Origin of the sequence: Micromonospora sp. NPDC050695 (assembly GCF_040654415.1) — a bacterium.
Lineage (GTDB): Bacteria > Actinomycetota > Actinomycetes > Mycobacteriales > Micromonosporaceae > Micromonospora.
Map to the genome: position 1 here is coordinate 19,818 of NZ_JBFAHZ010000058.1, position 13,303 is coordinate 33,120.

Sequence of the window (13,303 nt, forward strand, 5' to 3'; positions counted from 1 at the left end):
CCCTCAGTTTCCGGTCGTGAAACCGGTGATGTCGCCCACCCGGGCCAGCGAGGCGTGCGCCGCCGCCACGATCCGGTCTCCGGTGAACCCGAACTGCTCGAAGAGCACGGTGTGCGGGGCGCTCGCTCCGTAGTGCTCCAGGCTGACGCTCTCGCCGAGATCACCGACGATTCCGCGCCACGACATCGCGATGCCCGCCTCCACGCTCACCCGTGCCTTTACCCCGCGCGGGAGCACCGACTCCCGGTACGCCTCGTCCTGCTCGTAGAACCACTCCTGGCAGGGCATCGAGACCACCCGGGTCGGGGTGCCGTCGGCCTCCAGCCGCTCCCGGGCGGTCAGGCAGAGCTGCACCTCGGAACCGGTGCCGACGATGATCACCTGAGGCTTGCCGTTGGACGCCTCGGCCAGCACGTAGCCACCCTTCGCCACGCCGGCCGCGTCGCCCAGGACCTCCCGGTCCAGCGTCGGCAGCGGCTGGCGGCTCAGCGCCATCGCGGTCGGCCGGTCGGTGTGCTCCAGCGCCAGCCGCCACGCCCAGGCCGTCTCGTTGGCGTCCGCCGGGCGGACCACGTCCAGGCCCGGGATGGCGCGCAGCGCGGTCAGGTGCTCCACCGGCTGGTGGGTCGGGCCGTCCTCGCCCAGGCCGATCGAGTCGTGCGTCCAGACGTACGTCACCGGCAGCTTCATCAGCGCGGCCAGCCGCACCGACGGACGCATGTAGTCGCTGAACACCAGGAACGTGCCGCCGTACGGGCGGGTGCCGCCGTGCAGCGCGATGCCGTTGAGGATCGCGCCCATGGCGTGCTCACGGATGCCGAAGTGCAGCGTGCGGCCGTACTCGTGGCCGGGGAAGTCCTTGGTGGCGTGCGCGGCCGGGATGAACGACGGCTCGCCCTTCATGGTGGTGTTGTTGCTCTCGGCCAGGTCGGCCGAGCCGCCCCACAGCTCCGGCAGCACCGGCGCGAGCGCCTCCAGCACCTTGCCGGAAGCCGCCCGGGTGGCGACGCCCTTGGCGTCGGTGGGGAAGACCGGGATCGCCTCGGTCCAGCCGTCCGGCAGCACCCGGCCGGCCATCCGCTCGTAGAGCGCGGTGCGCTCCGGGTTGGCCTTCTTCCAGGCGTCGAACGAGGTGGTCCACGCCTGCTCGGCGTCGGCGCCACGGCTCATCACCGTGCGGGCGTGGCCGAGCACCTCCTCGTCGACCTGGAAGGTCTGCTCCGGGTCGAAGTCGAGGATCCGCTTGGTGGCCTTCACCTCGTCGGCGCCGAGCGCCGAACCGTGGATCTTGCCGGTGTTCTTCTTGTTGGGCGCGGGCCAGCCGATGATGGTGCGCAGCGCGATGAACGAGGGGCACCCGGTCTCCGCCTTGGCGGCCAGCAGCGCGCGGTGCAGCGCCTCGACGTCCTCGTGGTAGTCGCCCTGGTCGGCGTCGCCGCTGCGCCAGTCCACGGTCTGCACGTGCCAGCCGTACGCCTCGTAGCGGGCCGCCACGTCCTCGCTCTTGGCGATGCGGGTGTCGTCCTCGATCGAGATCTCGTTGTCGTCGTAGATCACCGTGAGGTTGCCCAGCTGCTGGTGCCCGGCGAGGGCGCTGGCCTCGTGGCTGATGCCCTCCTCGATGTCACCGTCGGAGACGATGCACCAGATGTTGTGGTCGAAGACCGACGCGCCCGGCTCGGCCTCCGGGTCGAACAGGCCACGCTCGCGGCGGGCCGCCATGGCCATGCCGACCGCGTTACCCAGGCCCTGCCCGAGTGGGCCGGTGGTGGTCTCCACGCCCGGCGTGTGGCCGTGCTCGGGGTGACCCGGCGTGAGCGAACCCCACTGCCGCAGCGACTTCAGGTCGGACAGGCTCAGCGGGTAGCCGGACAGGAACAGCTGGATGTAGAGGGTCAGGCTGGAGTGCCCGGCGGAGAGCACGAACCGGTCCCGACCGGGCCAGTTCGGGTCGGCCGGGTTGTGCCGCATGACCCGGTTGAACAGGAGGTAGGCCGCGGGCGCCAGGCTCATCGCGGTGCCCGGGTGGCCGTTGCCGGATTTTTCCACGGCATCCATGGCCAGGACGCGGACGGTGTCGACAGCCCGGCGATCGAGGTCGGACCAGTTGAGTTCGGAGTGCTCGGGTCGGTTGGCAGCCACGATGGTTGTGCTCCTCGGCAGATGGGCGGAACCCTCACTGGTGACCCTATCGAGCGGGCCTAAACGTCCGCCCACGGATCTGTGCATGGTGTGCGGTACGTGACGTTGCCGTGCGTGGTTCAACCCGGTGGTGTGACGGCCCGCACCGTTGTCGGGTCGGCCGGGCAGCCAAAACGACAACGCGTAGTGTGTGGGTCGGTGTGCGGCCCCCGAGCGGGCTGGACCGACCGATCTCCCCGTGCCGATGCCGGAAGGTGGCAATCCGTGAGCATGATCACCGAGCGCCCCGCGAGCAACCCCGCCGGGCAGCCCCCGGCGCGGGCGGCCGAGGGTCCGGTGGCGCGGCGGGACGTGCGCGCGATCGTGTCGGCGTACGTGGCCCTGACCAAGCCGCGCATCGTGGAACTGCTGCTGGTCACCACCGTGCCGGCGATGATGCTCGCCGAGGGTGGCCTGCCGTCGCTGTGGCTGATGGCCGTGGTGCTCATCGGTGGCTCGCTCGCCGCGGGAGCGGCTAGCGTGATCAACTGCTACATCGACCGGGACATCGACCAGTTGATGCGGCGTACCAAGCGGCGACCGCTGCCGGCGCACACCGTGTCGCCGCGTAACGCCCTGGTCTTCGGTCTGGTGCTGGCGGCCGTCTCGATCGTCCTGATGGCGGCGTTCACCAACCTGCTCGCCGCCGGGCTGACCCTCGCCGCGATCCTCTACTACGACGTCGTCTACACGCTGTGGCTCAAGCGCTCCACCCCGACGAACACCTTCTGGGGTGGCGCCTGCGGTGCCGCTCCGGTGCTCATCGGCTGGGCGGCGGTGACCGGCACGCTGGCGCCGGCCGCGTGGGGGCTGTTCGCGGTGGTCTTCTTCTGGCAGATGCCGCACTTCTACCCGCTCGCCATGAAGTACAAGGACGACTACGCCCGGGCCGGGATCCCGATGCTGCCCGTGGTGGCCTCCACCCGCCGGGTGAACGCCGAGATCCTGATCTTCGCCTGGCTCACCGTGCTGACCTCCCTGGCGGTCTGGCCGCTGGGGCTCAGCGCGATCTACGGCGTGCCGACGCTGGTGGTGGGCGCCGTCTTCCTGGTCGAGGCGCACCGGCTCTGCGCTCGCGCGACGCGCGGCGAGGCGGTCAAGCCGATGCGGCTGTTCCACTGGTCGACCACGTACCTCACGATCGTCTTCGTGGCCGTCGCGCTCGACGCGCTGCTCTGACCTGGGGTTCGACCTGCCTGGCCACGCTGGTGGCAATCCTTGACTAATCAGTGTCATGGATGAGTTGTCCCGGTTTAACGTCACATCAGAGTAACTTTCGGCATGAGTCGGATCGACTCAACCTGCGGCGACCGACGGCCGATTTGTCAGGGCGCTTTGAGCCCATAAGTCCGTCTAAAACCGGACAGCAAATCTGTACTCTTCCTTAAACCTGTAGGTAATTGGCATCACAAAAGCTTCATGGTTCTCGCCCGGACGAGTGGAACTCTGCTTAGGCTTCGCGTCATGGCAGATGGTTCCGATACGACGCTGACGGCCGAGCAGACCGTCGGTGAGCAGGCGCCCCACGGCCTGGTCGCCGGCCTCAAGGCGTTCGCCGCTGGACATGGCGGAGCGAAGGCGGTCATCGAGTACGTCGGCAAGCGTGGCGCGCGGATCGTCCTGGTGGGTTCCGACGGTGAGTGGGGCGACCAGTTCGCCGACGACACCGTCACCGCCCGGGAGGCGTGCGCCAAGGCGGGAGTCACCGTCGAGAACGCCTGGGAGCGTGAACTGATGGACCAGATGCGTCCGAGCAACGACCTCTGGCGGTCGATGGCCCGGCGCACGATGGCCCGCTGAGATAGACAGCTGAATTGACCGACCACCACCAGTCGACCCGGGGGAAACCCCGGGTCGCTCTCGTCACCTGCACCGACCTGACCGACCTCGACCCGGACGACCGGCTGGTCCTCGCGCCGCTCGCCGCCCGGGACGTCACCGTCGAGGCCACCGTCTGGGACGACCCCGACGTCGACTGGTCCTCCTACGACCTGGTCGTGCTCCGCTCACCATGGGACTACGCGCTGCGCCGCGACGAGTTCGTCACCTGGGCCGCGTCCGTCCCGGCGCTGGTCAACCCGGCCGACGTGGTGCGCTGGAACACCGACAAGCGCTACCTCGCCGAGCTGAGCGCCGCGGGAGTGCCCACCGTGCCGACCTCCTGGGTCGAGCCGGGGGAGAGTTGGCAGCCACCCGCCGACACCGGCGAGTACGTGATCAAGCCGGCGGTCAGCGCGGGCAGCCAGGACACCGGCCGGTACGACCTGGCCGACCCGGAGCACCGCGACCTGGCCGTGGCACACGTACGCCGGCTGTCCACCGCCGGCCGGACGACCATGGTCCAGCCGTACCTGAGTGCCGTCGACACCGAGGGCGAGACGGCACTGCTCTACCTGGCCGGTCCGGCCGGGCTCAGGTACAGCCACGCCATCCGCAAGGGCCCGATGCTGACCGGCCCGGACCACGGCCCGGACGGGCTCTACAAGGCGGAGGAGATCACCGCCCGTACCGCCCGCCCCGACCAGCTGGCGGTCGCCGAACGGACGCTCGCCACCGTGCCCGGCGGGACGCGGCAGCTGCTCTACGCCCGGGTCGACCTGATCCCCGGCCCGGACGGCGACCCCATCCTGGTCGAGCTGGAGCTGACCGAGCCGTCGCTGTTCCTCGGGTACGCCGACGGCGCCCCCGACCGCCTCGCCACCGCGATCACCACCCACCTGGCCCTGCGCGCCTGAGCCGCGTTCCCGGGCGGTCACGCGAGGCGCTGTGGTCACGATCCGCGCAACACCGGGGAAAGTGCTGTCTCCGGTGCGTCGGAGGCAGCAACATCCGCGACGGTGCGCGGATCGTGGCGCGGGGCCGTCAGGCGCTGACGGGGACGGCTTCGACGTCGGCCGCGGCGGTCTGGGGCGTCGGGGTGCTCGGGCGGCGTTCGCGGGTGGACCACTGGACGGAGAGAGTGGCCAGCAGCACCAGGCAGGAGCCGAGCATGTGCGCGCCGACCAGGATCGCCGGCACGTGGGTGACGTACTGCACGAAGCCGATGACGCCCTGACCCAGCTCCACCGCGAGCAGGACGATCGCGGCCCGGGTGGCCCGGGACGCGCCGACCGCGCGGAACGCGAAGATCAACGCCACCGAGAGGCCGATCAGCAGGAAGACGCCGTCGGCGTGCACCTGGGAGATCGACTCCGGGTCCAGCCCGTTGCGGGCCGCGCCGTGGTCGCCGGCGTGCGGGCCGCTGCCGGTGACCCAGGTGCCGATGACCAGTACGGCGGCGGCGACGCCGGTGGTGACGCGGGTCAGCGCGCGCAGGGGGGCGGGCACCACGGCCACCGTCGGGCCGTCCGGGTCGCCGATCCGCCGCCAGAGGGCGTACGCGGCGGCGAGCACCGCCATCGAGGCGAGGAAGTGCAGCCCCACCACCCACGGGTTGAGGTTGGTGAGCACGGTGATGCCACCGATCACCGCCTGGGCGGGGATGCCGAGGAAGACCGCGATGGCGAGGGCCAGCAGCCCGGGCCGGCGGGGCCGGTGGGCCAGTACGGCCAGCACGGTGGCCAGCGCGATGAGCCCCACCGCGAAGGTCAGCATCCGGTTGCTGAACTCGATCACCCCGTACACGCCCATCTCGGGTGTCGTGACGTACGACTCGTCGGTGCACCGGGGCCAGGTGGGGCAGCCGAGGCCCGAGGCGGTCAACCGGACGGCCCCGCCGGTGACGACGATGCCCACGTTCGCGATGATCGAGGCGAGGGCGAGGCGGCGCAGCAGGGTGCCGGAGACCGGACGGACGATTCGGTTCACGGCGCAAATCCTACGCACCGTAGTGATCGAGGTTCGTCCGACTCGGTCGGGTCGGTGGTTCGGATCACCGGAGCCCGGGTTTGCCACCCTCCGGGTAATTACGTAACGTTGGCGTTGTGAAAAACGCGGCGGCGCTCTCCGGGCAGCAGTCGGCGGCCCCAGCGGCCGTCGGCGCGTCGGTGTCCGCGCCCGTCGTGACCACCTCGGCCGGGTCCACCGGCGCCGCGGCGGCCGAGGTCTCCACCCGGGACCGGGTCACCCAGCTGCTGCTGGAGCGGGGTGCCACCACCGCCGCGCAGCTCGGCGTGGCGCTCGGTCTGAGCCCGGCGGCGATCCGCCGGCACCTCGACGCGATGCTCGCCGACGGTGACGTGTTCGCCCGTGAGCAGACCGTGCAGGGCAGTCGTGGTCGGGGCCGCCCGGCGAAGGTGTTCCTGCTGACCGAGGCCGCGCGGGTGCGCTGTGGCACCCATCACTACGACAACATGGCCACCGCCGCGCTGCGCTGGATCGCCCGCAGTGGTGGTTCGGGCGCGGTCGAGGCGTTCGCCACCGAGCAGGTGTCCGCCCTGGAGTCCCGCTGTCGGGCCGCCATGGAGGACGCCGGCGACGATCCCCTCGCGCGGGCGGAGGCACTCGCCGGAGCGCTCACCGCCGAGGGATACGCTGCCAACGCGACCACGATCGCCTCCGGCGGGCAGCTCTGCCAGCACCACTGCCCGGTGGCGCACGTGGCCGCCGAGTTTCCCCAGCTGTGCGAGGCCGAGACCGCGGTGATATCCCGTCTGGTCGGCACCCACGTGCAGCGCCTGGCCACCATCGCGCACGGCGACGGGGTGTGCACCACGCACATTCCGACCCAGCCGACCCGCGCCCAATCCGGTAATCCCGTCACCACTGTGAGGACAGATAGATGACCGAGCAGATCGTCCAGCCCCTGACCCAGGAAGAGCAGCTCGCCGCCCTGGGTCGCTACGAGTACGGCTGGTCCGACCCGGACGCCGCCGGGGCGGTCGCCCAGCGCGGCATCAACGAGGCGGTGGTGCGGGACATCTCGGCCAAGAAGAACGAGCCGGCCTGGATGCTCGACCTGCGGCTGAAGGGTCTGCGGCTGTTCGGCCGTAAGCCCATGCCGGCGTGGGGCGCGGACCTCACCGGGATCGACTTCGACAACATCAAGTACTTCGTGCGGTCCACCGAGAAGCAGGCCACCAGCTGGGAGGACCTGCCCGAGGACATCAAGAACACCTACGACCGGCTGGGCATCCCGGAGGCGGAGAAGCAGCGCCTGGTCGCCGGTGTCGCGGCGCAGTACGAGTCCGAGGTCGTCTACCACAAGATCCGTGAGGATCTTGAGGAGCAGGGCGTCCTCTTCCTGGACACCGACACGGCGCTGCGTGAGCACGAGGACGTCTTCAAGGAGTACTTCGGCACGGTGATCCCGGTCGGCGACAACAAGTTCGCCGCGCTGAACACCTCCGTGTGGTCCGGCGGCTCGTTCATCTACGTGCCGAAGGGTGTGCACGTCGAGATCCCGCTGCAGGCCTACTTCCGGATCAACACCGAGAACATGGGCCAGTTCGAGCGGACGCTGATCATCGTCGACGAGGGTGCGTACGTGCACTACGTCGAGGGCTGCACCGCGCCGCTCTACTCCTCCGACTCGCTGCACAGCGCGGTCGTGGAGATCATCGTGAAGAAGAACGCGCGCTGCCGTTACACGACCATCCAGAACTGGTCGAACAACGTCTACAACCTGGTGACCAAGCGCGCCGTCTGCCACGAGGGCGCGACCATGGAGTGGGTCGACGGCAACATCGGCTCCAAGGTGACGATGAAGTACCCGGCGGTCTACATGACCGGCGAGCACGCCAAGGGCGAGGTGCTCTCGGTGGCGATGGCCGGCGAGGGCCAGCACCAGGACGCGGGCGCCAAGATGGTGCACGCCGCGCCGCACACCTCCTCGACCATCGTGTCGAAGTCGATCGCCCGGGGCGGCGGCCGCACCTCGTACCGGGGTCTGGTGCAGGTGCTGGAGGGTTCGCACCACAGCCGTAGCACGGTCAAGTGCGACGCGCTGCTGGTCGACACCATCTCCCGCTCGGACACCTACCCGTACGTCGACATCCGTGAGGACGACGTGTCGATGGGGCACGAGGCGACCGTCTCCAAGATCAGCGACGACCAGCTCTTCTACCTGATGAGCCGGGGCCTGAGCGAGGACGAGGCGATGGCCATGATCGTGCGTGGCTTCATCGAGCCGATCGCCAAGGAGCTCCCGATGGAGTACGCCCTGGAGCTGAACCGGCTGATCGAACTCCAGATGGAGGGCGCGGTCGGCTGACGCCGCCCGTCCCCCGTCCGGCCGACCTGACACCGTCGTCGTAGAACAGACCAAGGAAGAAATGACTACCCAGGCTTCCGCGCCGCCCAGCACCAAGTCGCAGGCGCTGCGCTCGTACGACGTCGCCGACTTCCCGGCCCTCACCGGCCTGGAGGAGGAGTGGCGGTTCACCCCGCTCAAGCGCCTCCGTGGCCTGACCGGTGCGGCTCCGGCCGCGACCGGCACGGTCCGGCACGAGTACGGCGACCTGCCCGAGGGCGTGGCCGTCGAGCGCATCGGCACCGACGACCCGCGGGTGGGCAGCGTGCTCATGCCGGTCGACCGGGTCAGTGCGCTCGCGTACGGCGGCGCCGGTGAGGCGCTGCTGCTCACCGTCGCCAGTGACGTGGTGGTGGGCGCGCCGGTGAGCCTGCGGGTGGTCGGCGGCGGTGCGGAGAGCCTGGCGTTCGGGCACACCTTCATCGAGGTGGGCCGCTTCGCCGAGGCGACCCTGGTCCTGGAGCACGTCGGCTCGGCGACCCTGGCCGACAACGTCGAGGTCGCCGTGGCCGACGGCGCGAAGCTGACCCTGGTCACGGTCGCCGACTGGGCCGACGACGCGGTCCAGGCGCAGCACCTCAAGATCAAGCTGGGTCGGGACGCACGGGTGGTGCACATCCAGGTCTCCCTCGGCGGCGACCTGGTCCGGCAGTTCACCAGCGTGGAGTACACCGGGCGGGGTGGCGAGGCCGAGCTGTACGGCGTCTACTTCGCCGACTCCGGCCAGCACCTGGAGCACCGGCAGCTGGTGGACCACACCGTGCCGGACTGCCGCAGCTACGTCGGCTACCGGGGTGCCCTGCAGGGCGACGACGCGCACACCGTCTGGGTGGGCGACGTGCTGATCCGGGCCGAGGCGACCGGCACCGACACGTACGAGATCAACCGGAACCTGCTGCTCACCGACGGCGCGCGGGCGGACTCCGTACCCAATCTGGAGATCGAGACCGGCGAGATCGCCGGCGCCGGCCACGCCAGCGCGACCGGCCGCTTCGACGACGAGCAGTTGTTCTACCTGATGGCCCGGGGCATCCCGGAGGGTGAGGCCCGCCGTCTGGTGGTCCGCGGCTTCTTCGCCGAGCTGATCAACAAGATCCCGGTGGAGGAGCTGCGCGAGCGCCTCGGCGACGCCATCGAGGCCCGGCTGGCCAAGGCGGGCGCCTGATGATCCGGATCTGCTCCACCGAGGACGTGCCGAAGGGCACCGCGATCAGCGCGGACGTCGACGGCACGCCGATCGCGCTGGTGCACGGCGAGGACGGCGAGTTCTACGCCGCCTACGACGAGTGCTCGCACGCCTCGGTCGCCCTCTCCGAGGGGGAGGTCGACGGTTGCACGCTCGAGTGCTGGCTGCACGGCTCGCGCTTCGACCTGCGCACCGGCGAGCCGAGCGGGCTGCCCGCGACCGAACCCGTCCCCGTCTACCCCGTCGAAGTCCGCGACGGCGACATCTACCTCAGCCTGACGCCGAGTAATGGAGTGACCCGATAATGAGCACCCTGGAGATCCGCGACCTGAAGGTGTCGGTCAAGCTGCCCGAGGGTGAGCTCAAGCCGATCCTGGCCGGCGTCGACCTGACCGTGAAGTCCGGCGAGACCCACGCCATCATGGGCCCGAACGGGTCCGGCAAGTCCACCCTGGCGTACTCGATCGCCGGTCACCCCAAGTACGAGATCACCGGCGGTTCGGTGACCCTCGACGGCGAGGACGTGCTGGCCATGACGGTCGACGAGCGCGCCCGCGCCGGCCTCTTCCTGGCCATGCAGTACCCGGTCGAGGTGCCCGGCGTCTCGGTGGCGAACTTCCTGCGTACCGCCAAGACCGCCATCGACGGCGAGGCGCCGAAGCTGCGCACCTGGGGCGGCGAGCTGCGCGGTGCGATGGAGCGCCTCCAGATGGACCCGGCGTTCGCCCAGCGCAACGTCAACGAGGGCTTCTCCGGCGGTGAGAAGAAGCGGCACGAGATCGTCCAGCTGGAATTGCTCAAGCCGAAGATCGCGATCCTCGACGAGACCGACTCCGGCCTCGACGTGGACGCGCTGCGCGTGGTCAGCGAGGGCGTCAACCGGGTCCGCGACACCGGCGACACCGGCGTGCTGCTGATCACCCACTACACGCGGATCCTGCGCTACATCAAGCCGGACTTCGTGCACGTCTTCGTGGCCGGCCGGATCGTCGAGCAGGGCGGGCCGGAGCTGGCCGACAAGCTCGAGGCCGAGGGCTACGAGCGGTACGCCGCCGGGGCCGGCACGGCCAAGGCCTGAGCGAGAGGCGCTGCCGAGATGACCAGCATCGCGATCCCGCCGGGGATGCCGCAGTACGACGACGTGCCGCGTTTCGACGTGGCCCGGGTGCGCGCCGACTTCCCGATCCTGGACCGGGAGATCAACGGGCATCCGCTGGTCTACCTCGACAGCGCCAACACCTCGCACAAGCCCCGCCAGGTGCTCGACGTGCTCGACGAGCACTACGCGCGGCACAACGCCAACGTGTCGCGCTCGGTGCACACCCTGGGCACCGAGGCCACCGAGGCGTACGAGGGGGCGCGGGCGAAGATCGCCGCGTTCATCAACGCGCCGAGCGTCGACGAGGTGGTGTTCACCAAGAACTCCACCGAGGCGATCAACATCGTGGCGTACGCCTTCTCGAACGCCTCGCTGCGCCCCGACGGTGACCCCCGGTTCCGGCTCGGCCCGGGCGACGAGGTGGTGATCTCCGAGATGGAGCACCACTCGAACATCGTCCCGTGGCAGCTGCTGTGCGAGCGCACCGGCGCGACCCTGCGCTGGTTCCCGGTCACCGACGGCGGCCGCCTCGACGAGTCCGGCCTGGAAGACCTGGTCACCGAACGGACGAAGATCGTCTCGCTGGTGCACATGTCGAACATCCTCGGCACCGTCAACGCCACCTCCCGGATCACCGCGCGGGTCCGCGAGGTGGGCGCGCTGCTGCTGCTGGACTGCTCCCAGTCGGTGCCGCACCTGCCCATCGACGTGGTCGACCTGGACGCCGACTACATCGTCTTCACCGGCCACAAGATGCTCGGCCCGACCGGCATCGGCGTGCTCTGGGGCCGGGGGGAGCTGCTGGCGGCCATGCCACCGGTCTTCGGCGGCGGCTCGATGATCGAGACGGTCACCATGGCCCGGGCGACGTTCGCCGCGCCGCCGGCCCGGTTCGAGGCGGGCACCCCGCCGATCGCCGAGGCGGTCGCGCTCGGCGCGGCGGTGGACTACCTCACCGGCATCGGCATGCCGGCCATCCAGTGGCACGAGAAGGAGCTGACGGCGTACGCGCTGGACGCCCTCGGCTCGGTCCCCGACCTGCGGATCTTCGGCCCGACCGTGCCGATCGGCCGGGGCGGCACCATCTCGTTCGCGCTGGGTGACGTGCACCCGCACGACGTGGGTCAGGTGCTCGACTCGCTCGGCGTGCAGGTGCGGGTGGGCCACCACTGTGCCAAGCCGGTGTGCAGCCGGTTCGGCGTCCCGGCCATGACCCGGGCCTCGTTCTACCTCTACACCACCACCGAGGAGATCGACGCTCTGGTGGCCGGTCTGGAGCAGGTGCGGAAGGTGTTCGACTGATGCAGCTCGACCAGCTCTACCAGGAGATCATCCTGGACCACTACAAGCACCCGCACGGGCGTGGCCTGCGCGACGCCGACGACCCGGGCGACCAGGTCGCGGAAGCGCACCACGTCAACCCGACCTGCGGCGACGAGGTCACCGTCCGGGTGGCCACCGACGGCGACGTGCTGCACGACATCTCGTACGACGGGATGGGCTGCTCGATCAGCCAGGCCTCGGCGAGCGTCCTGCACGAGTTGCTGCGTGGCCGGGGCGCCGGGGAAGCATTCGAGGTGCACCAGGCGTTCGTGGAGTTGATGTCCGGACGTGGCCAGGTCACGCCCGACGAGGACGTACTCGGTGACGGGGTTGCTTTCGCGGGTGTGGCCCGCTACCCCGCCCGGGTCAAGTGCGCGCTGCTGCCGTGGATGGCGTTCAAGGACGCCGCGGCACGCGCCGGTGTGGGCGTGAGCCCGGAGGTGAAGGCATGAGCGAGAACACCGCTACCGCAGCGACGCCGGAGGCCGGTGACGCCACCGCGGCGCCGCAGACCGACGCCGTGACGACCAACGGTGCCGCGACGCCGGGTGCCGGCGACGCCGTCACCCCGGCTGGCGACGCGGTCGCCGCAGCGGGCGGCGCCGTCACCCCGGCGGGTGGCGTCAGCAAGGCCATGATCGCCGACATCGAGGAGGCGATGAAGGACGTCGTCGACCCGGAGCTCGGCATCAACGTGGTCGACCTCGGCCTGGTGTACGGCGTGCACGTCGACGACGAGAACGTCGCCACCCTGGACATGACGCTCACCTCGGCGGCCTGCCCGCTGACCGACGTGATCGAGGACCAGGCCCGGCAGGCACTGACCACCGGCCCCGGCGGCGGTCTGGTCAACGACATCCGGATCAACTGGGTGTGGCTCCCGCCGTGGGGTCCGGACAAGATCACTGACGAGGGCCGGGACCAGCTTCGTTCCCTCGGCTTCAACGTCTGAGCCGACCCCGGTCGGCTCCACCCGTCGAGCGCGATGCCCACCGGGGCGTCGCGCTCGACCCGTCCCACGCCTCCCTCGGCCGCGCGCCGGGATCCTGCTGCGTCGATCTTGCACTTTTGGTCGTTGTTGTAGGCCGGTAAGGGGCATTCGTCACCACAGGAAGTGCAAGATCGGGTGGGCGCGGGACTCGGCGAGAGCCTGGAGATCGTGCTCGATCCAGGATGTAGTGGCATCTGGCGCTCCCGACACCACTACATCCTGGATCGAGCACGATCTTGGCGCGGGGCGCGGGGCGCGGGGCGCGGGGCGCGGGGCGCGGGGCGCGGGGCGCGGGGCGCGGGGCGCGGGGCGCGGGGCGCGGGGCGCGGGGCG

The 13,303-nt window shown here is 70.4% G+C and carries 13 protein-coding genes; 11 read left to right on the top strand and 2 right to left on the bottom strand.

What is annotated here, in order from left to right; translation table 11 throughout:
* Window positions 1-3: 3 nt before the first annotated feature.
* Window positions 4-2,142, bottom strand: a complete 2,139-nt coding sequence (tkt, locus tag AB0H52_RS27555) for a transketolase (RefSeq protein WP_357951105.1) — start codon at window positions 2,140-2,142, stop codon at window positions 4-6.
* A gap of 264 nt (window positions 2,143-2,406) precedes the next feature.
* Here tkt and AB0H52_RS27560 point away from each other — a divergent pair, with 264 nt between their 5' ends.
* The 3 genes from AB0H52_RS27560 to AB0H52_RS27570 all read left to right on the top strand — a co-directional run bounded on the left by AB0H52_RS27560 (window position 2,407) and on the right by AB0H52_RS27570 (window position 4,916).
* Window positions 2,407-3,360 carry a heme o synthase gene (locus AB0H52_RS27560; RefSeq protein WP_151489648.1) on the top strand — a complete coding sequence of 318 codons (954 nt, stop codon included), beginning with the start codon at window positions 2,407-2,409 and terminating at the stop codon, window positions 3,358-3,360.
* A 285-nt stretch (window positions 3,361-3,645) separates the two neighbouring features.
* Window positions 3,646-3,981 carry a hypothetical protein gene (locus AB0H52_RS27565; protein WP_151489649.1) on the top strand — a complete coding sequence of 112 codons (336 nt, stop codon included), beginning with the start codon at window positions 3,646-3,648 and terminating at the stop codon, window positions 3,979-3,981.
* Window positions 3,982-3,995: 14 nt separating this feature from the next.
* A complete protein-coding gene (locus tag AB0H52_RS27570) occupies window positions 3,996-4,916 on the top strand; it encodes a hypothetical protein (RefSeq protein ID WP_357951109.1) in 921 nt (306 codons plus the stop codon).
* Window positions 4,917-5,043: 127 nt separating this feature from the next.
* On the opposite strand, the gene AB0H52_RS27575 is transcribed toward AB0H52_RS27570, so the two are convergent.
* Window positions 5,044-6,006 carry a COX15/CtaA family protein gene (locus tag AB0H52_RS27575; RefSeq protein ID WP_192580245.1) on the bottom strand — a complete coding sequence of 321 codons (963 nt, stop codon included), beginning with the start codon at window positions 6,004-6,006 and terminating at the stop codon, window positions 5,044-5,046.
* Between the two features lie 98 nt (window positions 6,007-6,104).
* Here AB0H52_RS27575 and AB0H52_RS27580 point away from each other — a divergent pair, with 98 nt between their 5' ends.
* The 8 genes from AB0H52_RS27580 (at window position 6,105) to AB0H52_RS27615 (ending at window position 12,931) form a co-directional block, all read left to right on the top strand.
* Window positions 6,105-6,905, top strand: coding sequence for a transcriptional regulator (locus AB0H52_RS27580; RefSeq protein ID WP_151489652.1), 801 nt, complete (start codon window positions 6,105-6,107; stop codon window positions 6,903-6,905).
* Window positions 6,902-8,332 carry a Fe-S cluster assembly protein SufB gene (gene sufB, locus AB0H52_RS27585; RefSeq protein WP_074312771.1) on the top strand — a complete coding sequence of 477 codons (1,431 nt, stop codon included), beginning with the start codon at window positions 6,902-6,904 and terminating at the stop codon, window positions 8,330-8,332. Before AB0H52_RS27580 ends, sufB begins: the two co-directional genes overlap by 4 nt.
* Window positions 8,333-8,393: 61 nt before the next feature.
* The gene (gene sufD / locus AB0H52_RS27590; RefSeq protein ID WP_151489653.1) at window positions 8,394-9,536 is read left to right on the top strand and encodes a Fe-S cluster assembly protein SufD; all 1,143 of its coding nucleotides are present in this window, start codon (window positions 8,394-8,396) and stop codon (window positions 9,534-9,536) included.
* A complete protein-coding gene (locus AB0H52_RS27595; protein ID WP_151489654.1) occupies window positions 9,536-9,862 on the top strand; it encodes a non-heme iron oxygenase ferredoxin subunit in 327 nt (108 codons plus the stop codon). Before sufD ends, AB0H52_RS27595 begins: the two co-directional genes overlap by 1 nt.
* Window positions 9,862-10,635, top strand: coding sequence for a Fe-S cluster assembly ATPase SufC (gene sufC, locus AB0H52_RS27600; RefSeq protein ID WP_151489655.1), 774 nt, complete (start codon window positions 9,862-9,864; stop codon window positions 10,633-10,635). The genes AB0H52_RS27595 and sufC overlap by 1 nt, the downstream gene beginning before the upstream one ends.
* Window positions 10,636-10,653: 18 nt before the next feature.
* A complete protein-coding gene (locus tag AB0H52_RS27605) occupies window positions 10,654-11,958 on the top strand; it encodes a cysteine desulfurase (protein WP_151489656.1) in 1,305 nt (434 codons plus the stop codon).
* Window positions 11,958-12,431 (top strand): Fe-S cluster assembly sulfur transfer protein SufU, encoded by a 474-nt coding sequence (gene sufU / locus AB0H52_RS27610; protein ID WP_151489657.1) that lies wholly within the window; start codon window positions 11,958-11,960, stop codon window positions 12,429-12,431. The genes AB0H52_RS27605 and sufU overlap by 1 nt, the downstream gene beginning before the upstream one ends.
* Window positions 12,428-12,931 (top strand): metal-sulfur cluster assembly factor, encoded by a 504-nt coding sequence (locus AB0H52_RS27615; RefSeq protein ID WP_151489658.1) that lies wholly within the window; start codon window positions 12,428-12,430, stop codon window positions 12,929-12,931. Before sufU ends, AB0H52_RS27615 begins: the two co-directional genes overlap by 4 nt.
* Window positions 12,932-13,303: the final 372 nt, after the last annotated feature.

Coding starts and splice junctions, on each gene's coding strand:
- AB0H52_RS27565 (WP_151489649.1), top strand. CDS start 3,646: ATGGCAGATGGTTCCGATACGACGCTGACGGCCGAGCAGACCGTCGGT.
- sufB (WP_074312771.1), top strand. CDS start 6,902: ATGACCGAGCAGATCGTCCAGCCCCTGACCCAGGAAGAGCAGCTCGCC.
- sufD (WP_151489653.1), top strand. CDS start 8,394: ATGACTACCCAGGCTTCCGCGCCGCCCAGCACCAAGTCGCAGGCGCTG.
- AB0H52_RS27595 (WP_151489654.1), top strand. CDS start 9,536: ATGATCCGGATCTGCTCCACCGAGGACGTGCCGAAGGGCACCGCGATC.
- sufC (WP_151489655.1), top strand. CDS start 9,862: ATGAGCACCCTGGAGATCCGCGACCTGAAGGTGTCGGTCAAGCTGCCC.
- AB0H52_RS27605 (WP_151489656.1), top strand. CDS start 10,654: ATGACCAGCATCGCGATCCCGCCGGGGATGCCGCAGTACGACGACGTG.
- sufU (WP_151489657.1), top strand. CDS start 11,958: ATGCAGCTCGACCAGCTCTACCAGGAGATCATCCTGGACCACTACAAG.
- AB0H52_RS27615 (WP_151489658.1), top strand. CDS start 12,428: ATGAGCGAGAACACCGCTACCGCAGCGACGCCGGAGGCCGGTGACGCC.